We start from the raw sequence: 25634 nt of genomic DNA, 5'->3' as shown, positions 1-25634 counted from the left end.
ACGCATGATGAGATGAACCCGGGTGGTGATGCGCCGGCCGACAATAGCAAGCTGCTCGGACTGCTCCAGAAGCTGGACGAGGCGATCACCCTGCTGGGCGAGGCACGCGAGTTCGCCAAGCCCGGCAAGCTGCCCCGGGTGCTGGATACCGCTCGCCGGGTCATGCTCCAGCCGGGTGGCTGTGCCGCCATGGAGGCGCGCGCCCAAACCCTGGAGAAGGCCGGGGTCTTCGTCGGTTCCGACTGGGAGACCCCCCAGTACCTGGTGCCCACCCTGACCACCTATGCCCTGAAGAGCGCCGATCCCAACACCGTGGTGATCGAGGCGCTCAGCGAGCTGCGGCTGCTGGCAGTGGCCAAGGGCAACTACCTGCACCCCCAGGTTTCGGAGGAGCAGGCGCACCACTACCTGACCCAGACCATGGCCATCAACCTGTGGCTGCTGTTCGGCGCGCCCACCGAGGCCGAGCGCGAAACCCAGGGGCGGCTGGCCCAGCTGCCGCGCAATCTCTTCCAGCACCTGGCCGAGCGCATCGGCTACGAGCACGTGATCGATCAGCTGATCGAGGAGATCTGGCGCATCCTCCAGCAGCGTCCCATCCAGGTGGAATCGGTCAAGCAGATGATCACCCAGATCGCCATCTGCCAGGCCAATCCCGAGATCGACCTGGGGGCCAGCGGCCAGGGCGCCGACCGCCTGGTCAGCTCCCTGTTCGGGCCCACGCGGGCCTGCCGCGAGGACCCGGGCATCGAGGTGTACCGAGAGCGACTCTCCAGCATGGACAGCACCGCCCTGCAGGGTGAGGCGACGGGGTTCGCCAGGGCCATGCACGACACCGGTCTGGTCTCTGCCTATCATCCCGTGCTGCTGCGCTACCTGCTGGACCACAGCGACCACCTGCTGGCCGAGGCGATGGGGCTCTCCTCCACCGGCCGCGACTGCCTGCTGTGCTATCGCGAGCTGGTCCACGCCTTGATTCGGGGCGGGGTCTATCCGGCCACTCCCCAGGCGGTCTACGGCCTGGCGCTGATGCTGGAACGCGGCATCCTCTACCAGCCGCCGGTGGCCCCGGCGATGTGGCGCCAGTTGGGGCTGACGCTGTCGGAGTGGTCCCAGGCACGCCTCAATCTCGCCTTCGGCGAGGATACCTCGCCCCGGGCCCGGCTGCTCGAGGGGGTGCTGTGCATGCTCGGCTTGCCTCTTGGTGTGGGTCAGGGCAATAACCCCACCTGCCAGTCGGCCCGAGCGCTGTCGATGTGGGCCTACAACGACCCCGACTACCTGCTGCAGATGGTGGCCTGGGCGGCTCGCGACGACGACATCATCATGCACTTCGAGGGCATGCCGCTCTCCTCCATGGCCAGCCTCTCCGGCGTGGCCCAGAGCCTGCCCATGGACCTCGACCCGGTATCGCTGATCGTGGTGCCACATCTCGACCGCATCTATGCCGAAATGGGACGTCGCTGCATCGGCCGCGAAGGCGACCCGCATCGCTGGGTCAACCCGGAGTTCCACGGCTGGTGGTCGGGGCGCGGCTTTCGCATCAACGTCGACGTGGGAACCGGCCAGCTTCACGAGCTGGACGACTTCCTGCGCCACTTCTATGCCAGCTATCACCCCTACTACAACGGCAATCAGCCGCTGATCCACCCCCAGCCGGCAGGCATCGCCATCACCGACAGTGCCGCCCGCTTCATCGGCTGGCACGCCATCACGGTGCTACGCGCATCCCTCGACCCGACCGACACCATGCGGGTGTACTTCTTCAACCCTAACAACGACAGCGGCCAGGACTGGGGCGACGGCATCAAGGTGAGCACGGCGGGCCACGGCGAGCGCTTCGGCGAATCGTCGCTGCCCTTCGAGCAGTTCGCCTCGCGGCTCTATATCTTCCATTACGACCCGCTGGAGCGGGGCGAACTGGCCCAGGTCAGCCAGGAGGAGCTCGACCGGGTGACCGGCTATATCCACCGCAGCTGGGGCGCGGACCGGGTACCGCCCACCGACCTGCAGGCCAACGCCGGGCAGGCGCCCGACAGGGAGTGAATCAGCGGCCGGGGCGCTGGGGCAGCGGCAGGAAGCGTGCCCATAGCGGCGCGACAAGCATCAGCACCACCATGCGCAGCAGGTGGTGAAAGGCAACGAACACCGGGTCGAGCTCCAGCGCCACCGCCAAGATCGCCATCTCGCCAATGCCGCCGGGCGCCAGCGCCAGCAGCGCCACGTCCCGTGGCACCCCGACCAGGTGGTGGATCAGCTCGGCAAACAGCGCCAGCACCGCCAGCGCCACCAGGGTTGCGACCAGCGCCTGGAACGCATAGCGCGCGAGACGCCGCGAGGAGAGGCCACGAAAGCGCGAGCCGATGGCGCTGCCCAGCACCCACAGCATGCCGCTGAGCCCCCAGTCGGGCAACTCTAGGCTGGCGATATCCAAGCCCGACAGCAAGCCGGCCACCAGCAGCGGCGTGAGTAGCGCCGGCGTGGGCAGGCGCAGCCAGCGTCCCAGCGGAAGCAGCAGCGGCAACGCCAGCAGCATCCACAGGGACGCCGGATCGGGGTCCACGGCGGCGGCCACCTCGCCACCGCTCGCCCCCTCCCAGACCCAGAACAGCGGCGGCAGGATCAACACCACCAGCACCACGCGGAGCGACTGGGCGATGGCGATGCGTCGCGGGTCACCGCCGCACTTCTCGCCCATCAGGATCATCGCCGTCATCGCCCCCGGCGCCGAAGCGAACCAGGCGCTCACCGAATCGAAGCCGCAGCGCCGATACCAGGCCGCCGCCGCGCTCGTGGAAACCGCCACCCCTGCCAGTAGCAACGCCGCCGAGAGCGGCCAGTCGAACACCCTCTCGGCCAGTTGGGGCGTCACCTGGCTGCCCAGCACCAGGCCGAGCACGCCGAGGAACACTTCGCGCAGACGTTCGGGTACACGCACCTCGACGCCCCGGGCTGCAACGATCAGGTTGGCAACCAGCGGGCCCAGCATCCAGGCCAGCGGCAGGCCGATAAGCTGAAACAGTCCGCCCCCCACGGCGCCCACGCCCAGCGAAATGGCCAGCGCCCTTGCGTCACGTCGCCCCACGGTGGCTCCTTCTGTTAACCGGCTAACTAATACAGTATGCCATACTGGCGCCGTCGCTTCCGGCAGCCGGAGAAACCACATGCCCCGCCTCGATCAACTGCTCGTCGCCCAGGGCCTGGCCCGCTCGCGCACCCGCGCCCAGCGCCTGATCCACCACGGCCGTGTCAGCCTGGCCGAGACGGGGCGGGCACTCACCAAGCCCGGCGAGAAGCTTCCCGATGAAACGCCTCTCGTGGTGGCCGAAGAGCCGGAGGAACGCTACGTCTCGCGCGCCGGGCTCAAGCTGGAAGCGCTGATCGAGGCCCTGGGACTTGACCTCACCGGCAGGCTGGTACTGGACGTGGGGCAGTCCACTGGCGGCTTCACCGACTGCGCCCTGCATGCCGGCGCCCGCCACGTGATCGGCGTGGAGGTAGGCCACGACCAGCTCGCCCCCGAGCTGCGCGCGGATGCGCGGGTGACCTGCCTGGAGGGACTCAACGCCCGGGCAATGACCGATGATCCGCGCCTGCACGAGGCCTTCGCGGCCCAGGGCGCCACGGGGCCGGCACTGGCCGTGATGGACGTCTCCTTCATCTCCCAGACGCTGATCCTGCCCCAGTTGGCCGCCCTGCTGCCGCCCGGCGGGGAGCTGGCGAGCCTGGTCAAGCCGCAGTTCGAAGTGGGCCCGGGCGGGGTCAACGCCCGTGGCCTGGTCGACGATCCCGCCCGCTATCCCGAGGTGGAGGCGCGCATTCGCGCCTGCTGCGCCGAGTACGGCCTTCGCGTGTGCCACTGGCAGGAAAGCCCCCTGCGCGGCGGCGACGGGAATCGCGAGTTTCTGCTGCACGCCGTAAAGGCATGAAGATCAGCGCCCCGCATCCCCCGCATCGATATCGCCGGGGTCGCCCTTGGCACCGGGCGGCGGATGGGCCGGATCGATCACCTGCCCGCTGGACGCGCTCTCCACGCGCCGTGCCGTGCCGTCGGCACGATGCAGCCAGACATCGAGCTGATTGAAGGCGATATCGACGCCGTGCTCGGCGAACAGCTCACCCACCCGGCAGTTGATCTCGTCGGTGGCGTAGAGCCGGTCGCCCAGACCGTTGACGAAGATGCGCAGCTCGAAGTCCAGGGTGCTCTCGCCGTAGCTCATGAAGAAGACCTGCGGCTCCGGGTCGGTCAGCACCCGCGGGTTCTCGTCGGCGGCCTCACGCAGCAGGCGATGTACCAGGCGGTGGTCGGAGCCATAGGCCACGCCGAAGGTGAGCACCACTCGGGTGATGGTGTCCGATAGCGACCAGTTGATCAGCTGGTCGGTAACGAAGGTTTTGTTAGGGATGATGATCTCCTTGCGGTCGAAATCGGTCACCGTGGTGGCGCGGATGCGGATCTTGCTCACCGTGCCGGTGAGATTGCCGAGCGTGATGGTGTCACCGATGCGCGCTGGCCGCTCGAAGAGGATGATCAGCCCCGAGACGAAGTTGGCGAAGATCTCCTGCAGCCCGAAGCCCAGGCCCACACCCAGCGCCGCCACCAGCCACTGCAGCTGGCTCCAGGCCACGCCCAGGGTACCCAACGCCGTGACCACCCCCGTACCGATGATGGTATAGGAGAGCAGCGAGGTGATGGCATAGGCGCTGCCCTGCTTGAGCTCGAGGCGCGAGAGCACGCTCACCTCCAGCAGCCCCGGCAGGTTGCGCGCCATCATCAACGTCAGCAGCACGACCAGCAGCGCGGTGAAGAGATCGGCCACCGAAAGCATGTTCGCCACCACCTCGGCGCCCTCCCCTGCGGCGGGCTCGAGCAGGGTGACTTGCTCCAGGTAGCCGAGCACCGCAAAGAGATCGGACCACACCAGGTAGAGCACCGCGAAGAAGCCGATCAGCAGAATCAGCTTGGACAGGCGCAGCGACTGCTGATTGACCTGCTCCATGTCGAGCGGCGGCTCCTCGACCACTTCCAGGCCTCCTTCGGCTCCCTCCTGCACCTGGGCGCGTCGGCGCGCCAGCGCCCGGCGATAGGCCAGCCGCCGTGCAGCCACGGCCAGGCCGCGCACCACTGCCGCTTCCACCAGGATCCACAGCCCCAGCAGGTAGAGAGTGATGACGAAACGCCCCACTAGGCTCAGCGCCGTGTACTCGTAGCCGTAGGCGATCAGGCCGACCAGCACCAGGGGCACCATCGCCAAGGCAAGCCCCAGCACCAGGCGGAACAGCTTGACGCCGAAGAAGGGGGTATGGGCCAGGATCAGCTTGGCCAGCACCACGCTAAGGCCGAGCAGGCCAGCGAACAGCAGTCCCAGCGCCAAGGGACGCTGCGAGAGCTCGATCTCCGCCCCACGCGCCAGCGGCGCGATCAGCAGTACCGGCACCAGGGTCACCGCCAGCCACAGCAGCCACCAGCGCAGTCTTACCGCATAGCCGGACGGCCAGTAGAAGTGACGAATGGCGACACCGTCGGCCACCAGCAGCCGGCGCGCCCAGGCAATCACCGCCCAGGCCAGCGCCAGGTGCAAGAGCGACTCACCGACATCGCCGGCCAATCCGCCGGTGCCCAGCAGCAGGGCCAACCCGGCCGCCTGTAGGCAGAGCGGACCAGGAAGCGCCAGCAGCGCATTGAGCGCAATCGCCTGGGGCGTATGACCCTGAGTGTCGTGCTTGAGATGGCCGATCTCCTCGTGGAGCTGCCCCAGGCGACGCTGGATACGGCGCCGACTCAGCGCCAGGCCGGCGGCGAACAGCAGGACCGGCAAACCGGCCAACGCTCGGGCGTCCGGCAGTGCCCAATGGCCGGGCAACAGTTCGCGCCACTCACCCTCACGCCACTCCAGCATGAGCTTGTCGGTCAGGCTGCTCAGCCAAGCGAGGTCCAGCGGGCGCGCGTTGGCGATCCAGAACAGCTGCTCGTCGATGGTGGTCCGCAACTCATCGCTCGTCGCCAGCAGCTGCTGCTGGTTAAGCTGCAGGTCGATGGCGGCACTGAGCATTTCGCCATAGGCCTGCTCGAGCTGGTCCACCAGCTCGCGGCGCCCTTGGTAGAGGGTGAGCAGCGAATCGATCAATTCCGGCGACGCTTCCGCGTCGGCCTCCTCGAGACGACGACGGGCGAGCTGTTCGCCCTCGCGCAGGTCGTCACGCTGGCGGCCTAGCTCGAACTGCTTGAGGCGCAGGTCGGCGATCTCGTCCTGCAACCCGCGGCGCTCCTCCACCCGCGGCAGCGACTGACGCTGTTCGCGCAGGATGCGCGACAGCAGAATGCTGCCGCGGATGGCATCGATCTGCTCATTGAGGGTGCGCTGCAGCTGGCGCACTCGCTCGAGCTGACGGCGGATCTCGAGCCCCTCACGCACCAAGCGGTTGCCCTGATCGGTGGCCTGCAACAACTCGAGGCTCATGTTGCGATTGATCTCCTGGGCACGGGTCACCACGGGGTGGCCGACCACCCCCTCCTCGTCACTCACCGCCGCGGCGATGGCCTGCTCCGACTGCTCACGCTGGCGGCGGTCGATGATCCCCTGCAGCAGCGTCAACCGCGCCTCCTGGTTGGCTACCTGACGTTCGAGCAGGTTGCGATGTACCTGGTCCAGCTCGCGCAGCCGGGTGTTGGTAGCCAGCTGACGCTGGTGCAGTTGCAGCGTCTGCTCGGCCAGCTCACGTTCTATGCGCAGGCGAACGCGTCGCGGATCGTCCTCGGGTACCTGACGCTCGCCCAGTTCCGCTAATTGACGACGCACCTCATCCTGGCGCTGCATGGCCTCGCTGATCGACTGCTGGGCGCGTTCCGGCAACGTCTGTGCGTTGAGCAGCCGCGACGAAACATCCGCCAACTCGTCCTGGAGCCGCGACAGCTCGACACCGGCCTCCTCGCGGCGGGACTGCAGCGCCTCTAGGGAGAGTGCCTCCAGCTCCTCTACCGTCTCATTCTGCGAACTTTGCTCCATGCGGCGCAGTTCCTGCTGCAAGCGCTGCAGTTCATCGGGGGCCTCACGGACTCGCGCCTCCAACTGCTCGCGCTGTTCGCGCACTGCCTCTAGCCGCCCCAAGGCATCGAGCGCCCCCTGCAGGGCGTCAATGTCGGCCTGGGCCGTCTCGCTCGGGGTCTCGCCCTCTGCTGGCTGGAGCGACTCGAGCCGCGACTCGAGAGCCTCTCGGCTGGGCAATTCCTGGGCGGCGACGAAGGGGGTGAACCCCCACAAACCCAGCAGCCACAGAGCCAGGAACAGCCCGCCGGCTGATCGCGACAGGGAGAGGAAACAAGCAACAGGACGGGCGTTCAAGGTGCGACCTCGGCAATGACGAAAAAACCGTTGCCGATTCTCGGCCTCATGAGCCGGCGAGGCAATCCTCCTGTTACAGGGCGCAAGCCCTCTGTCGCCGTGCGTATACGGTTGACTTGCCCGGCCGGCGTGTTAGAACGGAATCTCCACCCACGGAGGCAGACACTCATGAGTCCCGTTCGCCCTGCCCTGCTCGTTGCCCTCCTGCTGGCCACGACCGGTGCCGCTCTGGCCGCCGAACCGGGAACGGAAGCCAACCGCGCTGCCATCGAGGCGCGCATCGAAGCGCTCAACGCAGAGCTGACCGAACTGCAGCGCCAGCTGGAAACCCTGCCCGAGGAGAACGGCGGCGCCCTCGACAGGGAGGAAGAGGCAACCCGCGAGGAGATCGCCCAGCGCCGCCAGTTGGAGCGCGAATCGACGCGCAATCCCCTGGCCATCACCTCGCACCGTCGCAACTACCTGCTGCCCCTCAGTTACAGCCACGACCCGGAGACCCAGAACTTCGCTGCCGTTACCAACGGCAACAGCCCCAAAGATTTCGAGGTGAAGTACCAGTTCAGCGTCAAGGTGAACATGGTGGAGGACCTGTTCGGCGACAAGGGCGACCTGTATTTCGCCTATACCCAGCGCAGTTGGTGGCAGGCCTACAACGCCGACTCCTCCTCGCCGTTTCGCGAGACCAACTACGAACCGGAGGTCTTTCTCTCCTTCGACAACGCCTGGCGCCTGTTCGGCTGGACCAATTCTCGCAACCGCATCGCGTTCAACCACCAGTCCAACGGTCAGTCCGGCGAGCTGTCGCGCAGCTGGAATCGGTTCTACCTGGAGAGCCTGTTCCGCCGCGGCGACTGGGCCCTCAACCTGGCGCCGCACTGGCGGGTGCCGGAATCCTCGAGCGACGACGACAACCCCGACATCCACCGCTACATGGGCTATGGCGACATCACCCTCGCCCGGCGCCTCGAGGGCGATGCCGAGGCCAGCCTGATGGTGCGCGGCAACCCCGGTGCCGGCCACATGGGCGCCCAGGTCGACTACTCCTGGCCGCTGTTCGGCAATATCCGCGGCCATGTGCAGTACTACTACGGCTACGGCGAGAGCCTCATCGACTACGACTACCGCAACCAGCGCCTGAGCCTCGGCTTCAGCATCAATCCACTGTTCTCCGGCAGCGGCTCGGCACAGTAAGCTCAATTGAACTCGATACGGCGACTGCTATGCTGAGCCTGTCATTCATCGTCAGAGGAAGACTGTCATGGCATCTCGTACGCCCAATACCGACGCAAGCACCCAGCAGCTGAAGGAAGACCTGCACCACCTGTCGCGCACCATCGAAGAGCTGGTCAGCGCCACTGCCGACGACTCCCGCAGCAACATCAAGGAGTTGCGCGAGCGCGCCGAGCAGCGCCTCAAGGACACCCGCGAGCGGCTAGAAGCGCGCGGCGAGCGGTTCTACGGCGAGGCCCGTGACAGCGTCACCCAGCAGGCCGATGCCTGCGACCGCTACGTCCACGAGAATCCCTGGACCAGCATCGGTATCGGCGCCGCCGTCGGTGTGGTCATCGGCATGCTGATCGGGCGGCGCTGATGGCATCGAGCCAAGGACCGGCACACCGCCTGCTCGAGGCCGTCAAGCGGCTGCTCGGCAGTCTCGTTGCCGCCGGCGAGACACGCCTTCAGCTGCTCGTTGTGGAACTGGAGGAAGAGCGCGCCCGGGTCGTCACCCTGCTACTGCTGATCGGCGCGAGCCTGGTGATGCTGCTGCTGGGCCTGGCCGTGCTCGTCCTGCTGGTGGCGGTCTTCTTCTGGGACAGCCACCGCCTGGCCGCCATGGGCATCAGCGCCGGCGCGCTGATCGGCGGCAGCCTGCTGCTGGCCCTGGTGGCACGCGCCCAGGCCCGCCGCCACACCCTGCTCAAGCAGACCCTGACCCAGCTCGCCACCGACCGTGAACTGGCGGAGAGACGCCGTGACGACACGCCCACCCGCTGAGTCGCCATCCCCCCGCCCGAGCCGAGCCGAACGCAAGGCCCGGCTGCTCGCCACCATCGAGCAACAGCGCATCGACATCCTCGTCGACGCCCATCGCCTGCGCGAAGCCAGCCGACCGATCGACGACGGCTGGCACAGCCTGATGCGCTTCAAGACCGCTTTCATCGCGGCAGGCGGCGTGGCCCTGTTTCAGGGTGCGCGTCATCCGCATAGCCTGGTACGCCTCGCCCGCCGGGCGGTGGCCGCTGCCCTGCTGGTTAATCGCGCGCGACGCCTGCTTCGGCTCGTCCGCTGATCATCGAGGAGACCGTCCATGCCGCTCGCCATCACCCTGCACCTGCTCGCCGCCGTCATCTGGGTGGGGGGCATGTTTCTCGCCTGGATGGTCCTGCGTCCGGTCGCGGCAGGCCTGCTCGATCCGCCCCAGCGGCTCACGCTGTGGGCACGGGTGTTCCAGCGCTTCTTCCCCTGGGTATGGGCGGCGGTGGCGGTGCTGCTTGCCACCGGCCTGTGGATGCTGTTCAGCGTGTTCGGTGGCATGGCCGCGGCACGCTGGCACATCCACCTGATGCTTGCCATCGGCCTGGTGATGATGGCGATCTTCGCCTACATCTGGTTCGTTCCCTACCCCCGACTGCATGCCGCCGTGCAGGCCAAGAGCTGGCCCGAGGGCGGCAACCACCTGGGACGCATCCGCCGCCTGGTCGGCCTCAACCTGATCCTTGGCCTGGTGACCGTGGTGGTGGCCAGCGGCGGCCGCTACTTCTGAGGGAGTGCGCGCACTTAGCTTTGTCCGAAAAGTCGTCGAGCGATGGTCAGACAAGGCAAAAATCGGTGAAAAGACGGAGTTTACGTGGTGTAAATGAGTACTTTGAGCCGATTTTTAACGCCGTATGACCGAGCGCAGGCAGTTTTCAGACAAAGCGTTATAGCGTTGCCGAGACGGGCGTTCGCGCCTTGTGCCTGGGCATCGGCACCCACTTCATCCACCGCTCGCCGTGATCGAGGCGTTTCTCCACGAAGCGCCGCGTGCGCCGCTGCCCTTCGCTGCTGTCCGTGGCCCACACGGCCAGGGCGGCCAGAAACAGACTGGTCAGGGCGACTTCCTCGACCTGGGCGCGACGGCTGCCGTAGCGCGCCTCCAGTTGCGCCGCCTCGCGCAGCCACTGCACGGTGCGCGACAGGTCGAAAGGCAGGGGGGTCCAGGTATGCAGGTGCGGCAGGTGCGCCTTGGTGCGCAGCATCTGCAGGGTAACGCGGCGATGGGCGGCAAAGGCGTCGAACCAGGCCATCAGGCAGTGCTCGATACGCACCCGCTCCGGCCAGTCGGCAAAGGTGGCCGGCTTCTCGGCGAGCATGGCGCGCCAGCCGCGCCGAAACCAGGCGTTGGCCACGGCGTCCAGGTCGCGGAACTCCCCAAGCACCACCGACATGGGCAATTCGAGCGCGCGGGCTACCTCGGTCAGGCGCACGGCCTGCCAGCCCTGGGATTCCGCCTGGTGGACGGCCTCGTCGACGACGCTCTCGACAAGGGACGCCATCTCGACATTCGACGAGCGGTCTACGGCGATCATGGTCATGGCACGGCTCTCCCTCGAACACAGCTCCCAACACGAGCATAGACCATGGGAACCGGTCTGATGGGCTTACAGGGCGTTGCCGCAGGCCACCCCGCTGGCCCAGGCCCACTGGAAGTTGTGGCCGCCCAGCTCGCCGGTCACGTCGAGCACCTCGCCGATGAAGCGCAGCGGCGGCAGCCCCGCCACGGCAAAGGTCTTCGAGGAGATCGCCCGGGTGTCGACGCCGCCCAGGGTCACCTCGGCGGTGCGCCAGCCCTCGGTGCCGGCGGGCTTGAGCCGCCACTCGGCCAGCGCCCGGGCCCAGCCCTCGAGCCGCGCATTGCTGAAGTCCGCCAGCACGCCGTCGTCGCCGTGCCACTCGGTGAGCGCCTGGGCGAGGCGCTTGGGCAGCTGCTCGGCCAGCCAGGTGGAGAGCTGCCGCCGGGGCGTCTCCCGGCGCGCCCGGGCCAACGCCTCGAAGGCGTCCCGGCCGGGCAAGAGGTCGATCCGCAGCTCGTCGCCGGGCTGCCAGTGGCTGGAGATCTGCAGCATGGCCGGCCCGGAGAGCCCACGGTGGGTGAAGAGCATGGGCTCGGCGTAGCGGCCGCCACGGCAGGTCACCGCCACCTCGCAGGCCACCCCGGCCAGGTCGGCGGCGCGCGCCTTCCACGGCGAACTCAGGGTGAACGGCACCAGCGCCGGGCGAGTCGGGGTCACTTCGAGCCCGAACTGGCACGCCAGGTCGTAGCCGAAGCCGGTGGCGCCCAGGGTGGGGATGGAGAGCCCGCCGGTGGCCACCACCAGGGCGCCACAGTCGAGGCGCCCCAGGGAGGTTTCAAGGCGCATGCCCTCCCCCACGGGCGTCACCGACTCGACGGCGGTCTTGAGGCGAAGCTCGACGCCGGCCCACTCACACTCGGTGAGCAGCACGCCGAGCAGCTCCTTGGCGGAATGGGCGCAGAAGAGCTGGCCCGGCGCCTTCTCCACGTACTCCACGCCGTGACGCTCCACCAGCTCGACGAAGTGCTCGGGCCGGTAGCGCTTCAGCGCCGAGATGCAGAAGTGGGGGTTGTTCGAGAAGAAATTGGCGGGCGTGGAGGCCAGGTTGGTGAAGTTGCAGCGCCCGCCGCCGGACATCAGGATCTTCTTGCCCGCCTTGTTGGCATGATCCACCACCAGCACCCGCCGTCCGGCGTAACCGGCGGTGAGCGCGCACATCAACCCGGCGGCTCCGGCGCCGATCACCACCACGTCGTAGGTCATGCCTCTCTCCCGCCCGCTGCTTCGAGGGCGGGGATTGTAGCAGCTCGTCTCCCTCGGCTCAGGTCACCGGCTCGAGGTGATGTCAGTGTTGGTGCTTTTTGATTGGCACGCTGAGTACCGTACGCTATGCTTACCGAGAAATTACATTTGGTAACATCAAGAGAGCCATTCCACGCTTTTTTATCAGTCCTCTCATACTTGCAGCTTGATGGCCTGAACTACAATGAGCATGAGCTCGCTACCCAACAGGTCACGGACCGGGGCACAATTGACACCTAACTGTCTGAAAAATAGAAGAATTAAAAAAACTCAACAATAAACACGGCAAGCCCCATAAAAAAAGAACGTCACATGTACGCATCGGAACCGCACTCGGACGATAGGATTATCGTCTCGTCGTACGGTACCGGCTGAGCGCAGGGAGAAATTCATGGTACCTCATGACTACATGCTCATTGTGCTGCGAACCATTCAGGAACCACTGGATGACGAATACCACCAGGCCTTGAAGCGGCAAGGGTATCATCTTGAAATCATTGCCCCGGGGCAGGATCCCATCCCCCAGATGAAGCAGCGGCCCCCCATCGCCGCTTGTTTCCAGTTCGACTACCCGGATCTCGAAGGCCTCGGCAGCCTGCGCGAAGCCAAGAAGGCCTTCCCCACCATTCCCCTGCTGATGATCACCCAGGCCCACTCCGAGCACCTGGCCGTCTGGGCGTTTCGTGCCCGAGTATGGGACTACTTCGTGCAACCCTTCGATATGACACGTTTCCTGGAGGTGATGGCCAGTTTGTACGACGCACGCTTGCCAGAAAAAGCCAAGGCCACCAACCGGCCAGTGGCCGAGGTCAAGAACCACATTCCGCCGGAGGCACGGCTTTACTGTTCAGCCCCTGGCGACGACCAGGCAAAACTGCAACGGGTCGTCTCGTATATCGACCAGAACCTGCACCGCAAGATCGTTCAGGCGGAGGTCGCCGGCCTCTGCGGACAGAGTGCCTTTCAGTTCAGCCGCTTCTTCCGGCGCGTGACCGGTATTACTTTCCAGGAGTACCTGATGCACCGGCGCATCAACGAAGCCATGCGCTTGCTGGCCAACCCCAAGGTCACCATCACCGATGTGTGCTTCACGGTGGGCTTTCGCGACCTCTCCTACTTCACCCGCACCTTCCAGCGCTACGTCGGCAAGCCCCCTTCCAGCTACCGGCTGGAGGCCACGGAATCGGCCAACGCACGGGCGAAAACCGAGCGCCCCAATTCCCCTCCAGCCGCACTGCCCGAGCTCCCCCCGCTGCTGAAGTCGCTCAACCCCTGAAGTTACGAAGCGTGCAAGCGCCAGGGGGAAAGCTTCCACGGTTCTGGGGCACGGTTCTTGGGAAAGATCACGCAACAGGAGCGCCGGCGAGGCCACCGCCTTGCCGGCGTTCTGTTGAGCAGGAATGCCGACCATCAGTCCACCAGCACCGGAATCTGTGCCAGGATGCCGTAGTTCTCGCCGCCGGTCTGGCCCTTGGGTTCGTGGACGCTGCAACTGGGCAGAAAATAGATGCTCATCTTGCGCCAGTCGGCCGGATCGCCATTCTCGAACTGGAGCTCGAAGTGATCCACGAAGTCATCCCAGCGCTCTTCCCCATCCGTGCTGGCATTCTCCCACTGCCCGGGCCACTCGACATCCTCCGAATCGGGAGCGAGCCCCATTTTCTCGGGGGCAAACTCATCGATCTTGTTCTCCTGGGCATTACTGACGACCCAGACGATATGCACAGTGACAGCTCCTACTAAAGCGTTTTGTGGCGCCACGCCCGACTCACAGTCGATCACCGGCAGCGTCAGCGTCCAGGTGACTTCGCGGCTGGTCTCATCGACCCAGCGGTCATAGAAAGCATCAAAAGCCGACTGGACCTGGCCATTGTTGGTGGCAATATCCTCACCAAAGTACATCTCGTTTTCGTTACCATCGCCTTCCACTAAATCGCGTATTTCCTTGGCATTAGTGGCACCACTATCATCGTGCTCGAAGTTGGTCCAGCCCCCCGTCTGATCCCCCTCGGGGATAAATCGCCCGACATCGCAAGAGTAGTTTCCGCCGGGATTCATGAGGGCTTGCTTGCATAGTGCGATGGGCTGATCGACGTCTTCCGGTCGCAGCGTACCGGCAAAACCGATATAGGCCACCGAACGGGCCAAGACATCCACGTCATCAATACCCAGCACGCTGGCAAAGAACGTTTCCACAGGGGACTGCTGACGCGCCGTGACCACCTCCACGGCATTGATGAAGTTAGTATCGAGGTCCAACTCGTCCGTCGTACGCTCATGCAGGTCCACCACCTCCGTGGAAGGGTTTGCCGTAAAGGTTCGATTGGTGAAGCTCCAGTGCCCGCGCCTCGCGCTGATGACTTCCGCGGCTTCCCCCTGGCTGCCATTGGACTGGGCAGCCTGCGTGGCCCACCCCTCTGCACTCAAGTAGTTGACGCCATCATAAGGATCAGTCCCATCATTGATCTTGACTTCAGTTCCATTGATCGGATCGTCAACCGTGATGTAAAGCTGCCTGGCTCCCGCCAAGGACCCAGCATCGGCTGCGTTATGAAGCTCATTTCTTGCCACATAAAGGTTACCGACATCTACCGCCAAGGCCATGAAGCCCAACAAAACGACGAGAGAAACAGCGACTAGCACAACCGATACACCCTGTTGCCTCTTTCGTCCTAACCAGCGATCATCAACGTTTATCATGTTATAGTTTTTCATGACTATTCCGCCCGCATGCTGGTGACAGCCTGAATCTCGATTAACTCACCCACGATTCCTGGCAGAAGAAGGAACTTATAGGGATAGTCAACGGTGACAGTGACGTCACTACCCGGCGTCATATTCATATCAGATCGGGTGATATCAATCGTCATTTCCGCAGGACCACCTAGCGATATCAAATACTGTTCAGCGTAGTCTTTTACTGCCTGTTCTATGGCATCGTCTTCAGCTACAAGGTCACGGGGCATTGGACGAAATAATATCCCTGTCCTGGCTCCCTCCCGACTAGCATTGGTCAGCACCGCTTTGTCATACAAGGCAACACTCAACTCAATTACTCCAAATAAAATAAGGAATAAAGCAAATGATGTAATTGCAAACTCTACAACCTCAGCCCCTTGCTGCTTGTGTAACGAGCGCGCCCTTTTCATGGTCGCCCCTCCCTGTATGCAGGTATGCCTTAGTTGGCGGACTGACGACTGCCGTTACGCCGCATCAAATTGTCCAGATTCTTGGCGTTCTGGCTGGCGGTGATGTAATAGGCAGGCGACAGGCGCATGGCCTCCTCGAAGAAGCCCATGGCGTCGTCATAGCGCCCTTCCAGCATCGAGATGTAGCCGATGTCGTTGTAGGCCTTGGCACGGTCGCCGTTTCGGGCCACCGCTTCTACCGCCGTCTCGAAGTCGCCCTCGCGGGCGTAAACCAGTCCCAGGTTCCGCCAGGCCAGCTCGTAGCCGGGGTTGGCGCTTACCGCGCGGCGCAGCGACTGGCGGGCGCCATCCCAGTCGCCGGCCAGGTAGCGCGAATAGCCCAGATTGTTGAGCACCAGTGGGGTTTGGGGGCTCGCCTCCAGCGCTGTTTCGTAGTGGCCTCGGGCCTGGCCATAGTCACCCCAAATATCGGCGATCACTCCCAGGGCGTTATGCGCCTGCCAAGGAGCACGACCACGCGAAACCAGCGGCTGCAACTGCTGCTCGGCGGCGTCATAGTCCCGCTGTTCGAGCAGGGCGACGCCCAGCGCCGTGTGGGCACCCACGTGACTGTCGTCGATCTCCAGCGCCCAGCGGTAGGCCTTCTCGGCCAGGTCGTGATTACCCCGGCCGTGATGGATGATGCCGATGCGATAGAGCGGATCGGCCTGGGGCGTCTTCTCCATGCGCAGGCCACGCAGGTACTCGAACAGTGCCCGATCCGGGTCGCTCGCGCGTAGCGCTGCCGCCCCGTTTCGATAGGCCTCCTCCGGCGAGCCGACGGGGAAGGCCGTGCTGTACTCCACCGAGGAATTGCCCTCTGCAAGCGCTGCATAGGGGTCTGCGCCCACCTGCCGCTGAGCGTTGCTGGCACAGCCCCCAAGCGTCAGGGCCAGCGCAAGACAGACAACCGGTTTCTTGAGTGCAAATTTCATGTGACTCTCCCTGGGGCTCTGTTGAGTACAACGAATTGGCCAGGATCAGCGCCCGGCAAGCGCCGCCATGGCGCCCAAAAGCGGTGGCCCCAGCGTTACCACAAAAAAGCTGGGCAGGATGCAGAAGATCAACGGGAAGAGCATCTTGGTGCTGACCTTGGCGGCTCGCTCCTCGGCCTGCTGGGTGCGCTTGTCGCGCAGCTCCACGGCGAAGAGCCGCAGTGTCATGGCGAGGCTGGTACCGAAGCGCATGCTCTGAAGCAGGGTGGTCACCAGGCCGCGGATGTCGTCGACGCCGGTGCGCTCTTCCAGGTCGCGCAGTGCCGTCTTGTTATCCATGCCCGCGCGGGTCTGCAGGCCATAAATATGCAACTCGTCGGCCAGCTCCGGGTGGCTGATCTCCAGGTCGCGCGCCACGCGCTGGATGGCCGCCCCCAGGCCCAGCCCCGCCTCGCTGCACACCACCAGCAGGTCCAGGGCATCCGGCAGACCGCGACTGATCAGTTTCGAGCGCTGCTTGATGGCGCGGTCCAGCCAGAAACGTGGCAACAGATAGCCGGCCACCGCCAGGCAAGCAATCAGCAAGGCTCCAATATTCAGCGGCATGCGCAGGAAGGGCAGTACGATCAGCATCACCAGTGGCGGCACGACGGTGAGCAGCAGACGCACACCAAAGAAGAGGTTGACCGCCCCGGGAGAGCGCTTACCGGCCCGACGAAGATCGCGGGCAATGCGGCTCCTGGCCTCTTCCTCGGTGGGCACCAGTCGCTCCCCCATCGGCCCCAGCCATTCACGAAGGCCCGATTCCGAGTTTGCCGCACCGCCGGCACCGCTCGCCTCCAGGCTGCGCAGGCGCCGGCGCAGCGGATCGGAGAGCCCCATCACCACCATGGTCATGGCGATGAGAAGGGCAAAGATCGCCAACCCCAGCAGGGCGGCGAAGCCCATCTGCGCCGCTGCGGGATCATTGAGCCATTCGTTCAGGGGCTGCATCCAAACCAGTACGGTATCCATCTCACGCCCTCCTCAAACCTCGACACGCACGATCTTGCGCAGCCACAGAATCCCGATGATCACCATCACGAAGGCGGCCACTACCAACTGACGCCCCAATGGATCCTCGGTGAGCATCGGGATGAAATCCGGGTTGACCAGCATGAGGACTCCCCCCAGGACGAAGGGCAGCAGCGAGAGAATCCAGCCAGCCATCCGCCCCTCGGCCGAGAGGGTGCGCACCTTGCGCTGGAAGCGGAAACGGTCGCGCACCACGGCGGCCAGGTTATCGAGCAGCTCGGCCAGGTTGCCGCCGGTCTCCTTCTGGATCAGCACCGAGGTGATAAAGATCATCACCGTCACGCTCTGCACGCGCCGTAACATCCCGAGCAGGGCGCCCCGCACATCGCCGCCGTAGTTGATCTCCATGAAGGCGATACGAAATTCGCCGGCGATAGGCTCGGCCAGCTCCTCCGCCACCAGGTGCATGGCATCGCTGAAGGGGTGGCCGGCACGCAGCGCCCGGGCCATGATGATCAACGCATCGGGCAGTTGCTCCTCGAAGCGGGCCAAACGACGTTTGCGCGCCCGCATCAGTCGCACAAATGGGAACACCGCCACGCCCACTCCGAGCAAAATGCCCAGCACTGGCTGGGGCAGCAGCAGGTAGCCCGCCACCCCGCTGATGCCCCCCAGGCAGACCGAGTAGAGCACCACCCGGTAGGCGGGCGTTTCCTGCCCCGCCTGCTCGATGAGCTGGTGAATGCGGGCCATGCCCGGCAGCCGTTCCAGGGCGCGCTCCAGCGGCGAGAGCTTTCTCAAGTATTTGCTCTGGATCAATGAAGCGCCGCCCTGCTGCCCTTCACCGGAGATCGCCCGCAGGCGCTTCTTGAGCCGCTTCTGCGCCTGGCGATTCTCGCCGAAGGCGGGCACCAGAAAGCTCTGCATCAGCAGGAAGACGGCGATGAACACCATGCCGATGACGATCGTCTGATCGGAGATCTGGATGTCCATCAGGCTGCTCAGATCCATGACCGTTGACCTCCCCCCGTGTTCTGGAAGATCTCCAGGCCCGGGTCGAGCCCGCGGCGTTTGAGGTAATCGTGGAAGCCCGGCACCACGCCGGTAGCCAGGTAGCGGCCCACCACCTTGCCGTCGGCATCGAGGCCTTCGCGCTCGAAGCGGAAAATCTCCGACATGGTGATGATCTCGCCCTCCTGGCCGTTGACCTCCTGCACGCTGACCAGGCGGCGCACGCCGTCTTCCTGACGCTCGATCTGCACCACCACGTCGATGGCCGAGGCAATCTGCGAGCGCAGCGCCTGGGGAGGAAGCTGGTAACCGCTCATGGCCACCATGTTCTCGATCCGCGTCAGGGCATCGCGCGGCGTGTTGGCGTGAACGGTGGTGAGCGAGCCGTCGTGGCCGGTGTTCATGGCCTGCAGCATGTCGAAGGCCTCGCCGCCGCGCACCTCGCCCACCACGATGCGGTCGGGGCGCATGCGCAGGCTGTTGCGCACCAGGTCGCGCTGGCTGATCTCCCCCTTGCCCTCGATGTTGGGCGGGCGCGTCTCCAGGCGCCCCACGTGGGGCTGCTGAAGCTGCAGCTCCGCCGAGTCCTCGATGGTGACGATGCGCTCGTCGTGGGGAATGAAGCTGGAGAGTACGTTGAGTAGCGTGGTCTTGCCGGCACCGGTGCCGCCGGAAACCAGCACGTTGAGGCGCGCCTGGACCACCTTTTCCAGCAGGCGGGCGATCTCGGGCGAGAGGCTGCCGTACTCGACCAGGCTCTCGACCCCCAGGCGCTCCACGGCAAAACGGCGAATGGAGAGCATGGGGCCGTCGATGGCGAGCGGCTGAATCACCGCGTTGACCCGCGAGCCATCCTTGAGGCGGGCATCCACCATGGGCGAAGACTCGTCGATGCGCCGGCCCACGCTGGAGACGATACGGTCGATGATGGTCATCAGGTGGGCGTCGCTGTCGAAGCGCAGCGCCGTCTGCTCCAGCTTGCCGCGCCGCTCCACGTAGATGGGCGTGGTGCCGTTGACCAGGATGTCGGAGATCGTCTTGTCGGCGAGCAGCGTCTCCAGCGGCCCCAGGCCCAGCACCTCGTCCTGCAGCTCCGTGACGATGCGCTGGCGAACCCCGGCGTTGAAGGGCAGCGTCTCCTTGCTCATCAGCGACTCGCACACCTGCTGCACCTGAAGCCGCGCCTCGCGCTCCTCCAGGGTGCTCAGCAGGGTGAGGTCCATCACCTTGACCAGCTTGCGGAAGAGCTGCTGCTTGTACTCCTGCTCCTCGCGAGACAGGCGCACGGCGCCACGGCTGGCCCACCCGGCTCGCAGGTCGCCTTCGGTTCCTGGGTTCATGCGCTCTCGCAGGTTCATGGCCGTTCTCCTGGTGGATGATTCCTAGTCCCGATCATTGTTTTTCGTGACGCCAGCTTGGTAGCAATCTCCTTATGTGGGAGGCCGGCTCTGTGGGAGGCCGGTTTACCGGGCGAAGGCGCCGCAGGCGCCCTTTTGGCAGCGCTGCGCGCTGCTTCGCGAGCTGAAGCTCCCTCCCACCTACTTCCTCCTCGAGCTGAAGCTCCCTCCCACCTACTTCCTCCTCGAGCTGAAGCTCCTTCCCACGAGGCCCCTCCCACCTGATAGTCATTCTCAGTGTCGCCTCGGCAGGGCCCAGCCCAGCAGCGAGCGCTTTCTGCCCGCCCCGGCACCCGGCGAGGGGGTATCCAGCGCTTCGGCCAGTGCCTTGAACTGGCGCGTCAGCGGTGCCTTGGGGGCGATATCGTGGAGCGGGCTGCCTACGTTGATGCTGTGGCAGGCGCGCTTGAAGTCGTTGGGCAGGGTACGCCGCGCCAGCCCCGGCAGGGCATCGCCGATGGCGTCCAGGCTGACGTCGCTCTTCTTGTCGTAGCGGTTGACCACCACGCTGATTCGCGAGGGAGAGATCCTGAGCTCGTGGACGAGGATGTCGCGCAGGCGCTGGGCATCGTGCAGGTGAGCCACGCTCTGCTGCATCACCATCAAGACGCGGTCGGCGCGCTCCAGCACGCAGGCGGTGGCGCCGTTGAGCCAGCGCGGCAGGTCGATCACCACCTCGTCATTGGCGCTCGCCAGCACCTGCAGCAGCTGCTCGACCCGGTTCTCGGGTACCTCGCCGAGGCTCAGATGGTCGCCCGGCGACGAGGCCAGCAGCGCAAGGCCGCTGCCATGACGCTGCAGATAGGCCTCCAGTGCCAGGGCATCGAGGCTGTCGGCGGATTCCAGCGCCCGCACCAGGCCGTGATCGGGCACCAGGTTGAAGTAGAGCGGCAGCGAGCCGAACTGCACGTCCATGTCCACCAGTACCGTACTGCGCTCCTGCCGGGTCAGGCGGTGGGCCAGGTTGGCCGCCACCAGGCTGGCGCCGGAGCCGCCCTTGGCGTTGATCACCGCCGTGGTGCGTGCCTCGTGGCCGGGGTCTTCCAGGCGGTCGCGGGACAGCTCGCGCAGGAACTGGATGATCTCGCTGTCGTCGATGGGCGGCGAGAAAAAATCGCGGGCCCCGGCGCGCATGGCCAGGCGAATCAGCTCCACGTTGCCTTTCGGCCCCACCACCAGCAGCGGCGGCCGCTCGCTAGCCGGGCGCTCGCACAGCGCCGTCAGCTCGGCCTCCCAGTGATCGCCCACCAGCAGCACCAGGGCATCGGGCAGCGGGGCAACCCCCTCCAGCGGGTCGACGTGGCCGTTGACCATCAGCCGGGAGGTCACCTGGATGTCGCCCTGGCTGCACAGCAAGCTTTCCAGGGCCTGGAGTTCCCCCCTCGCCCTTCCCGCCAGCAGTATCTCGAGCCGTTTGCGCATCGTTTCACCTGCCTCTCATTGCCGCTGTCATCGAATGGCGCATCAACGTGTTTCCCTTCATTGCTTCGAGCTCGGCGCCTGGCCACCGCCGGCCGGCGGGAGGCGATAGATGCGCATGGCCTCGGCCGCCTTGGCGCCGTGCAGTGGCGGCACCTCGTCGCCGGGCTCGTAGGTCTGGATCGCCTTGGTGTGGCGCACGCTGTCGCCATAGGCCGGCAGGTCAGCCCCCGGGCGTGGCGCCATGCAGCCGGTCATCGCAAGGGCCAGGGCGACGGCGGACACCGCCAGCCTGCAAACCGCGAACCGCTCGGTATCGTTCTTCTCGGAGCGGGTATCGCTGTTCCGGGAAGTGGCTGCGTTCAGTATGTGAAAACGGGTTGCGTGGAAACGAGTCATGGTGCGCTCTCCCTGGCTGGGCGAAGTGGATAGGCGGCGATCAGAGATCATGACCGAAACGCCCTTCGGTGCCGCCTTCCGGCCGGCTCGACATCAGCTCCAGATCGAAGCTACTGGGGCGCGGCCGCGGGGTACCCCCCTCCTCCACGGGCTGGAAGCTGCCCAGCAGGTAGAACTCCAGATCGTTCGGCGGCACGAAGGAGCCGGTGGGCAGGCGCACCTGCTCCGGGGCAAAGGAGCGCGCCAGGCGCGGGGTGACGAAGATCACCAACTCCGTCTGCTCCTTGATGAACTCCTGGCTGCGGAACAGCGCGCCGAGCACCGGCACCTCGCCCAGGCCCGGCAGCTTGGAGACGTTCTCGCGCAGGCTCTCGTTGAGCATGCCGGCGATGGCGATGGTCTGGCCGGTGGCCAGCTCCACCGTGGAGCTGGCGCTGCGCTTGGTGAGCGCGGGCACGAAGAACTGGGTGCTCACGCCGCTGCCCACCCCCACCTGGAGGCTGTTGGCCGGCACCAGGTCGGAGACCGAGACATCCACCTTGAGGTTGATGGCGCCGGAGTCCAGCACCACGGGCAGGAAGCCGAGGCCCACGCCGAACTCCTTGTGCTCGATGGCCACCTGGCCGTCGCCCTGGGGCACGGGAATGGGGAACTCGCCCCCGGCCAGGAAGCGTGCCGGCTCGCCGGTGAGGGTGGTCAAGTTGGGCTCGGCGAGGATCTTGGCGACCCCTTCGGTGCTGGCGGCATCCAGCACCAGGTTGAGCAGGTAGTCGCCACGCTGGTAGCTGGCGAAGATGCCGGTGTCCTCGATGGTGGCAGTGGCCGGTGCAAACTCATCGACGACGGGACCGATCGGCGTGCCACCATCAAACACCGGCATCCGGCCACCCAAGCCTTCAGCCCCCTCGAAGACGGCATCCGGAAAGCTGGCACCACCACTGACCGCGCCGGCACGGAAGGCCGAGGAGCCGACATTGAAGACGTTGAAGTTGGCTTCGAGGCGCTTGACCAGCGAGCGCGACACCTCCGCCACCTTGACGTCGAGCATCACCTGCTGGGCGCCGCCCACCTGCATGAGGTTGAGCACCGTGCCCTCCTCGCCGCCGGCGTAACGGTTGGCCAGGCGCATGGCCGTCTCCAGCCGCTCGGCGCTGGAGACCTCGCCGCTGAGCACGATCCCGTCCTGGGATGAACGCACCTGGATACTCTCGCCGGGGAGCAGCTCGTGCAGGTTGCTCTTGAGGGTCTCCAGGTCGTGAGTGACGGTGACGTTGAGCGCCCCTTCGACGTTCTCGGAGCGGTCCCACAGCACCACGTTGGTGGTGCCGGTGGACTTGCCGAGTACATAGAGCTGCCGAGAGCCCATCACCACGATGTCGGCGATCTCGGGGTTGCCCACCGAGACCACCCGCACCGGACGGGGAAATTCCAGCACCTGACCCTTGTCGATCGCCACGGCCACCGAGACCGACCGCCCCTCCAGCGGCATGGAAACGCGGCGGGTGGGATCCGATTGCTGGGCGGGCAGCTCCATCCCCCAGCCTGCCGCCAGCAGTGCCACCAGTGTCAGGAACAGCCACTTGATGGCTCCATGGCGTCCCGAGCGGTTGTGGTTGATGATCATGGCGATTCTCCCCTGCTTTAATAAGCTTCTACGAATCCAGCCGCTGTATTGTGGGAGGCCGGTTTACCGGACGAAGGCATTGTGGGAGGCCGGCTCTGCCGGCGGTTCGACGCTTCGACGAAGGCGCCGCAGGCGCCCTGGTTTCTCCTGGCAGCGCTGCGCGCTGCTTCGCGAGCTGAAGCTCCCTCCCACTAACCTCCTTTCCACCAGCGTTTATTTCGTTACATCTTCAGTTGCGTACGTTGACGGAGCTCATCTGGGTGCCGCGCAGCACGTCCACCCGTCGCTGTACCGGGGCGGCACGCCGCGGCGGCGGTGCGGGTTCGTCGCGCTTCTCCAGCTCCGGCAGGTTGAGCACCGAGCGCTGCGCCACCATCATGTCGTTCTCTTCCTCCTTCTCCAGGGGGTTGCGCAGGGTGAGCTGCACCTTGCCCTCCTGGGTGGCCTTGACCAGGGTCTCGGCCTGCTTGGTGGTTACCGCCACGGTGACGGCGCGCACGATCACCGGGCCGTCGCGCTCCTGGCTGGCGATCTGGTCCACGGCCAGCACCTTGAGGTTGCGCAGCACGGTCTTGGATTCGACGCTGTCGCGGCTGCCGTTGCGCTTGGTGGAGAGAACGTCGACCCGGTTGCCCGGCAGCAGGAAGCCGGCGACCCCCACCACGTCGTCGACCCGCACGCTCATCGCCCGCATGCCGGGGTCGAGCAGTGCCGCCAGGGCGCTGCCACCCAGGTGTTCGGAGACCCGCCCCTCTAGCACCACCTCGCCGGGGTAGATCACCTGGTTGCTGACCCGCCCCACTACCTTCTCGACATCGTTGAAGCTGTTGGGCGGCACCACGTCCTTGGGCATGGTGACCATCTTGAGGTCGGAGGCCTGCACGGTGGTGCCGAACGGCACCTGGAGCGCGGCCACCACCACCTGGGTGGCGTCGGCCAGGGCCTCATTGTCGCCGTCCTGCTCCTGCATCCAGTTCATGGCCACCACGGCGGCCCCCAGCGCCATGATCAGCGAGAGCGCGAACATGGCGAAAATACCCTTGCGTTTCATGATGCGTCCCTCCGGTTGGCGGTGGCGCCTCCGGTCGCGCCGCTGGCGGCGTCGGAGAAGTCACCGAAATAGGTCTGCCAGGCCCAGCGCAGGATCTCGCGATCCGGCGCCTCGCGCCCCTGGTAGGCGAGCTGGTCCTGGGCGAGGCTCAGGATGTCGCGCGGATGACAGGCCAGCAGCGGCATGCCGTGGCGTTCGTGCAGTTCGTCGATGGCGAATTCCGCCAGGCCCTGCTCGAAGGGCAGCCCCAGGGTGCGACACTGCTGCTGCCAGATGGCGAGGTACGCCTCGCGCTCCAGCGGCGCGAAGCGGATCTTGTAGCCGATGCGGCGCAGGAAGGCGGCATCGGCCAAGGAGAGCGGGTCGAGGTTGGTGGAGAAGACCAGCGCCACGTCGAAGGGCACGCTGAAGTGGTAGCCGTTGGACAGCGCCAGGAAGTCGCGACGCTCCTCCAGCGGCACGATCCAGCGATTGAAGAGTTCGGTGGGCGTCATGCGCTGGCGGCCCAGGTCGTCGATCACCAGCATGCCGTTGTTGGCGAGCAACTGCACCGGCGCCTGGTGGATACGGGTGGCGCCGTCGTACTGCACTTCGAGCCGCTCCATGGTGAGCTCGCCGCCGGTGACCACGCAGGGGCGGTGGCAGCGTACGTAGCGCGGGTCGTGGCCGTGTTCCATGTAGAGCTGCATCGAGGGGGCCGCCTCGAGCGGGTCTTCCAGCGATTGATGCACGGCGGGGTCGAAGCAGCGCACCGCCTTGCCGCCCACCAGGATGGCGTGGGGCACCATTACCTCCCCTTCCAGCAGCCGCACCAGGCGCCGGGCGATATAACTCTTGCCGGTGCCGGCATGGCCGTGGATGAACATGGCGCGGCCGGAGTGCAGCCCCGGGCCGAGCTGGTCGAGCAGCGCCGGGTCGATCACGGTGTCGGCGAAGGCCGCCATCACCGTCTCGCGCTGGATGCCCACCTCGGAGAGCGCCTGCTCACGCACCCGCTCGCTGTAGGCCTCCAGGGTGACCGGCGCCTTGCCGCTGTAACCGTCGCGGTTGAAGGCCTCCAGCGCCGAGGCGCGGCCGCGGTCAGTGAGGCCGAAGCGCAGCGCCCCGGCCTCACCCTGGCCGCGCACCTCCACGCGCCCCTCCTCGCGCAGGAAGCGGCACACCTCCTCCACCACGCTGCCGGACAGCGCACTTTCGCGGCTCAGCTGATGCAGGTCGAGAACGCCCTGCTCGAAGAGCTGCTTGACCAGCAGGTCGCCGAGATACAGCAGCGACAGCCCGGTCTCCGCCACCGTGCCGGGGCGCGGCGCCCGCCGGGCCGCCGTACCGCCGGCGGTGACGTTGTGGAAGGTTGGCGCTTCCTGGTTCATGGACGACCTCACGTTTCGTTACAAACC

The 25634-nt window shown here is 65.8% G+C and carries 23 protein-coding genes; 8 read left to right on the top strand and 15 right to left on the bottom strand.

The window, feature by feature from the left end; all coding sequences use genetic code 11:
- Positions 1–12 precede the first annotated feature (12 nt).
- Positions 13–2046 carry a hypothetical protein gene (locus FEF15_RS13210; protein ID WP_163559655.1) on the top strand — a complete coding sequence of 678 codons (2034 nt, stop codon included), beginning with the start codon at positions 13–15 and terminating at the stop codon, positions 2044–2046.
- A gap of 1 nt (position 2047) precedes the next feature.
- Here FEF15_RS13210 and FEF15_RS13205 read toward each other — a convergent pair whose 3' ends face one another.
- Positions 2048–3085 carry an AbrB family transcriptional regulator gene (locus tag FEF15_RS13205; RefSeq protein ID WP_240454171.1) on the bottom strand — a complete coding sequence of 346 codons (1038 nt, stop codon included), beginning with the start codon at positions 3083–3085 and terminating at the stop codon, positions 2048–2050.
- A gap of 79 nt (positions 3086–3164) precedes the next feature.
- On the opposite strand from FEF15_RS13205, the gene FEF15_RS13200 reads away from it, so the two are divergent.
- Positions 3165–3929 (top strand): TlyA family RNA methyltransferase, encoded by a 765-nt coding sequence (locus FEF15_RS13200; RefSeq protein ID WP_163559637.1) that lies wholly within the window; start codon positions 3165–3167, stop codon positions 3927–3929.
- Positions 3930–3932: 3 nt separating this feature from the next.
- Here FEF15_RS13200 and mscK read toward each other — a convergent pair whose 3' ends face one another.
- Complete coding sequence (gene mscK / locus FEF15_RS13195; RefSeq protein ID WP_240454172.1) at positions 3933–7262, bottom strand: mechanosensitive channel MscK; 3330 nt, start codon at positions 7260–7262, stop codon at positions 3933–3935.
- 249 nt (positions 7263–7511) lie between these two features.
- On the opposite strand from mscK, the gene FEF15_RS13190 reads away from it, so the two are divergent.
- The 5 genes from FEF15_RS13190 to FEF15_RS13170 all read left to right on the top strand — a co-directional run bounded on the left by FEF15_RS13190 (position 7512) and on the right by FEF15_RS13170 (position 10107).
- On the top strand, positions 7512–8534 hold the full coding sequence (locus FEF15_RS13190) for a phospholipase A (RefSeq protein ID WP_163559636.1): 1023 nt from the start codon (positions 7512–7514) through the stop codon (positions 8532–8534).
- Between the two features lie 67 nt (positions 8535–8601).
- The gene (locus tag FEF15_RS13185) at positions 8602–8934 is read left to right on the top strand and encodes a DUF883 family protein (RefSeq protein ID WP_163559635.1); all 333 of its coding nucleotides are present in this window, start codon (positions 8602–8604) and stop codon (positions 8932–8934) included.
- Positions 8934–9338, top strand: coding sequence for a phage holin family protein (locus FEF15_RS13180; protein ID WP_163559634.1), 405 nt, complete (start codon positions 8934–8936; stop codon positions 9336–9338). Before FEF15_RS13185 ends, FEF15_RS13180 begins: the two co-directional genes overlap by 1 nt.
- The gene (locus tag FEF15_RS13175; protein ID WP_163559633.1) at positions 9316–9633 is read left to right on the top strand and encodes a YqjK family protein; all 318 of its coding nucleotides are present in this window, start codon (positions 9316–9318) and stop codon (positions 9631–9633) included. The genes FEF15_RS13180 and FEF15_RS13175 overlap by 23 nt, the downstream gene beginning before the upstream one ends.
- A gap of 18 nt (positions 9634–9651) precedes the next feature.
- Positions 9652–10107 carry a DUF4149 domain-containing protein gene (locus tag FEF15_RS13170; RefSeq protein WP_163559632.1) on the top strand — a complete coding sequence of 152 codons (456 nt, stop codon included), beginning with the start codon at positions 9652–9654 and terminating at the stop codon, positions 10105–10107.
- A gap of 157 nt (positions 10108–10264) precedes the next feature.
- Here FEF15_RS13170 and FEF15_RS13165 read toward each other — a convergent pair whose 3' ends face one another.
- Positions 10265–10918 (bottom strand): TetR/AcrR family transcriptional regulator, encoded by a 654-nt coding sequence (locus tag FEF15_RS13165; protein ID WP_163559631.1) that lies wholly within the window; start codon positions 10916–10918, stop codon positions 10265–10267.
- Between the two features lie 66 nt (positions 10919–10984).
- Positions 10985–12160, bottom strand: coding sequence for an NAD(P)/FAD-dependent oxidoreductase (locus tag FEF15_RS13160; RefSeq protein ID WP_163559630.1), 1176 nt, complete (start codon positions 12158–12160; stop codon positions 10985–10987).
- A gap of 430 nt (positions 12161–12590) precedes the next feature.
- Between FEF15_RS13160 and FEF15_RS13155 the strand changes: the two genes are divergently transcribed.
- A complete protein-coding gene (locus FEF15_RS13155; protein WP_163559629.1) occupies positions 12591–13475 on the top strand; it encodes a DNA-binding response regulator in 885 nt (294 codons plus the stop codon).
- 134 nt (positions 13476–13609) lie between these two features.
- On the opposite strand, the gene FEF15_RS13150 is transcribed toward FEF15_RS13155, so the two are convergent.
- The 11 genes from FEF15_RS13150 to FEF15_RS13100 all read right to left on the bottom strand — a co-directional run bounded on the left by FEF15_RS13150 (position 13610) and on the right by FEF15_RS13100 (position 25607).
- Positions 13610–14914: a pilus assembly protein TadG-related protein gene (locus tag FEF15_RS13150; protein ID WP_240454170.1), complete on the bottom strand. Its 1305-nt coding sequence runs from the start codon at positions 14912–14914 to the stop codon at positions 13610–13612.
- Between the two features lie 2 nt (positions 14915–14916).
- On the bottom strand, positions 14917–15348 hold the full coding sequence (locus FEF15_RS13145; RefSeq protein ID WP_163559628.1) for a TadE/TadG family type IV pilus assembly protein: 432 nt from the start codon (positions 15346–15348) through the stop codon (positions 14917–14919).
- A 29-nt stretch (positions 15349–15377) separates the two neighbouring features.
- A complete protein-coding gene (locus FEF15_RS13140) occupies positions 15378–16322 on the bottom strand; it encodes a tetratricopeptide repeat protein (RefSeq protein WP_163559627.1) in 945 nt (314 codons plus the stop codon).
- A gap of 45 nt (positions 16323–16367) precedes the next feature.
- Complete coding sequence (locus FEF15_RS13135) at positions 16368–17336, bottom strand: type II secretion system F family protein (protein WP_163559626.1); 969 nt, start codon at positions 17334–17336, stop codon at positions 16368–16370.
- Between the two features lie 12 nt (positions 17337–17348).
- Positions 17349–18347, bottom strand: a complete 999-nt coding sequence (locus FEF15_RS13130; RefSeq protein WP_240454169.1) for a type II secretion system F family protein — start codon at positions 18345–18347, stop codon at positions 17349–17351.
- On the bottom strand, positions 18338–19705 hold the full coding sequence (locus tag FEF15_RS13125; protein WP_163559625.1) for a CpaF family protein: 1368 nt from the start codon (positions 19703–19705) through the stop codon (positions 18338–18340). The genes FEF15_RS13130 and FEF15_RS13125 overlap by 10 nt, the downstream gene beginning before the upstream one ends.
- 273 nt (positions 19706–19978) lie before the next feature.
- Positions 19979–21166 carry an AAA family ATPase gene (locus FEF15_RS13120; protein ID WP_163559624.1) on the bottom strand — a complete coding sequence of 396 codons (1188 nt, stop codon included), beginning with the start codon at positions 21164–21166 and terminating at the stop codon, positions 19979–19981.
- A 57-nt stretch (positions 21167–21223) separates the two neighbouring features.
- The gene (locus FEF15_RS13115) at positions 21224–21562 is read right to left on the bottom strand and encodes a hypothetical protein (RefSeq protein WP_163559623.1); all 339 of its coding nucleotides are present in this window, start codon (positions 21560–21562) and stop codon (positions 21224–21226) included.
- A 40-nt stretch (positions 21563–21602) separates the two neighbouring features.
- The gene (locus tag FEF15_RS13110; RefSeq protein WP_240454168.1) at positions 21603–23186 is read right to left on the bottom strand and encodes a type II and III secretion system protein family protein; all 1584 of its coding nucleotides are present in this window, start codon (positions 23184–23186) and stop codon (positions 21603–21605) included.
- 229 nt (positions 23187–23415) lie between these two features.
- A complete protein-coding gene (cpaB, locus tag FEF15_RS13105; RefSeq protein WP_163559622.1) occupies positions 23416–24237 on the bottom strand; it encodes a Flp pilus assembly protein CpaB in 822 nt (273 codons plus the stop codon).
- Complete coding sequence (locus FEF15_RS13100; protein ID WP_163559621.1) at positions 24234–25607, bottom strand: AAA family ATPase; 1374 nt, start codon at positions 25605–25607, stop codon at positions 24234–24236. Before FEF15_RS13100 ends, cpaB begins: the two co-directional genes overlap by 4 nt.
- Positions 25608–25634 lie beyond the last annotated feature (27 nt).

This window comes from Halomonas sp. NO4, assembly GCF_010994375.1.
Lineage (GTDB): Bacteria > Pseudomonadota > Gammaproteobacteria > Pseudomonadales > Halomonadaceae > Halomonas.
The sequence above is the reverse complement of the archived record's forward strand: the minus strand, read 5'-3'. Positions and strand labels throughout refer to the sequence as shown.

What these genes read in the sequence shown, in the direction of transcription:
- FEF15_RS13210 (WP_163559655.1), top strand. Translation starts at nt 13, where the DNA reads ATGAACCCGGGTGGTGATGCGCCGGCCGACAATAGCAAGCTGCTCGGA.
- FEF15_RS13200 (WP_163559637.1), top strand. Translation starts at nt 3,165, where the DNA reads ATGCCCCGCCTCGATCAACTGCTCGTCGCCCAGGGCCTGGCCCGCTCG.
- FEF15_RS13190 (WP_163559636.1), top strand. Translation starts at nt 7,512, where the DNA reads ATGAGTCCCGTTCGCCCTGCCCTGCTCGTTGCCCTCCTGCTGGCCACG.
- FEF15_RS13185 (WP_163559635.1), top strand. Translation starts at nt 8,602, where the DNA reads ATGGCATCTCGTACGCCCAATACCGACGCAAGCACCCAGCAGCTGAAG.
- FEF15_RS13180 (WP_163559634.1), top strand. Translation starts at nt 8,934, where the DNA reads ATGGCATCGAGCCAAGGACCGGCACACCGCCTGCTCGAGGCCGTCAAG.
- FEF15_RS13170 (WP_163559632.1), top strand. Translation starts at nt 9,652, where the DNA reads ATGCCGCTCGCCATCACCCTGCACCTGCTCGCCGCCGTCATCTGGGTG.
- FEF15_RS13165 (WP_163559631.1), bottom strand. Translation starts at nt 10,918, where the DNA reads ATGACCATGATCGCCGTAGACCGCTCGTCGAATGTCGAGATGGCGTCC.
- FEF15_RS13160 (WP_163559630.1), bottom strand. Translation starts at nt 12,160, where the DNA reads ATGACCTACGACGTGGTGGTGATCGGCGCCGGAGCCGCCGGGTTGATG.
- FEF15_RS13155 (WP_163559629.1), top strand. Translation starts at nt 12,591, where the DNA reads ATGGTACCTCATGACTACATGCTCATTGTGCTGCGAACCATTCAGGAA.
- FEF15_RS13150 (WP_240454170.1), bottom strand. Translation starts at nt 14,914, where the DNA reads ATGAAAAACTATAACATGATAAACGTTGATGATCGCTGGTTAGGACGA.
- FEF15_RS13145 (WP_163559628.1), bottom strand. Translation starts at nt 15,348, where the DNA reads ATGAAAAGGGCGCGCTCGTTACACAAGCAGCAAGGGGCTGAGGTTGTA.
- FEF15_RS13140 (WP_163559627.1), bottom strand. Translation starts at nt 16,322, where the DNA reads ATGAAATTTGCACTCAAGAAACCGGTTGTCTGTCTTGCGCTGGCCCTG.
- FEF15_RS13135 (WP_163559626.1), bottom strand. Translation starts at nt 17,336, where the DNA reads ATGGATACCGTACTGGTTTGGATGCAGCCCCTGAACGAATGGCTCAAT.
- FEF15_RS13130 (WP_240454169.1), bottom strand. Translation starts at nt 18,347, where the DNA reads ATGGATCTGAGCAGCCTGATGGACATCCAGATCTCCGATCAGACGATC.
- FEF15_RS13125 (WP_163559625.1), bottom strand. Translation starts at nt 19,705, where the DNA reads ATGAACCTGCGAGAGCGCATGAACCCAGGAACCGAAGGCGACCTGCGA.
- FEF15_RS13120 (WP_163559624.1), bottom strand. Translation starts at nt 21,166, where the DNA reads ATGCGCAAACGGCTCGAGATACTGCTGGCGGGAAGGGCGAGGGGGGAA.
- FEF15_RS13115 (WP_163559623.1), bottom strand. Translation starts at nt 21,562, where the DNA reads ATGACTCGTTTCCACGCAACCCGTTTTCACATACTGAACGCAGCCACT.
- FEF15_RS13110 (WP_240454168.1), bottom strand. Translation starts at nt 23,186, where the DNA reads ATGATCATCAACCACAACCGCTCGGGACGCCATGGAGCCATCAAGTGG.
- cpaB (WP_163559622.1), bottom strand. Translation starts at nt 24,237, where the DNA reads ATGAAACGCAAGGGTATTTTCGCCATGTTCGCGCTCTCGCTGATCATG.
- FEF15_RS13100 (WP_163559621.1), bottom strand. Translation starts at nt 25,607, where the DNA reads ATGAACCAGGAAGCGCCAACCTTCCACAACGTCACCGCCGGCGGTACG.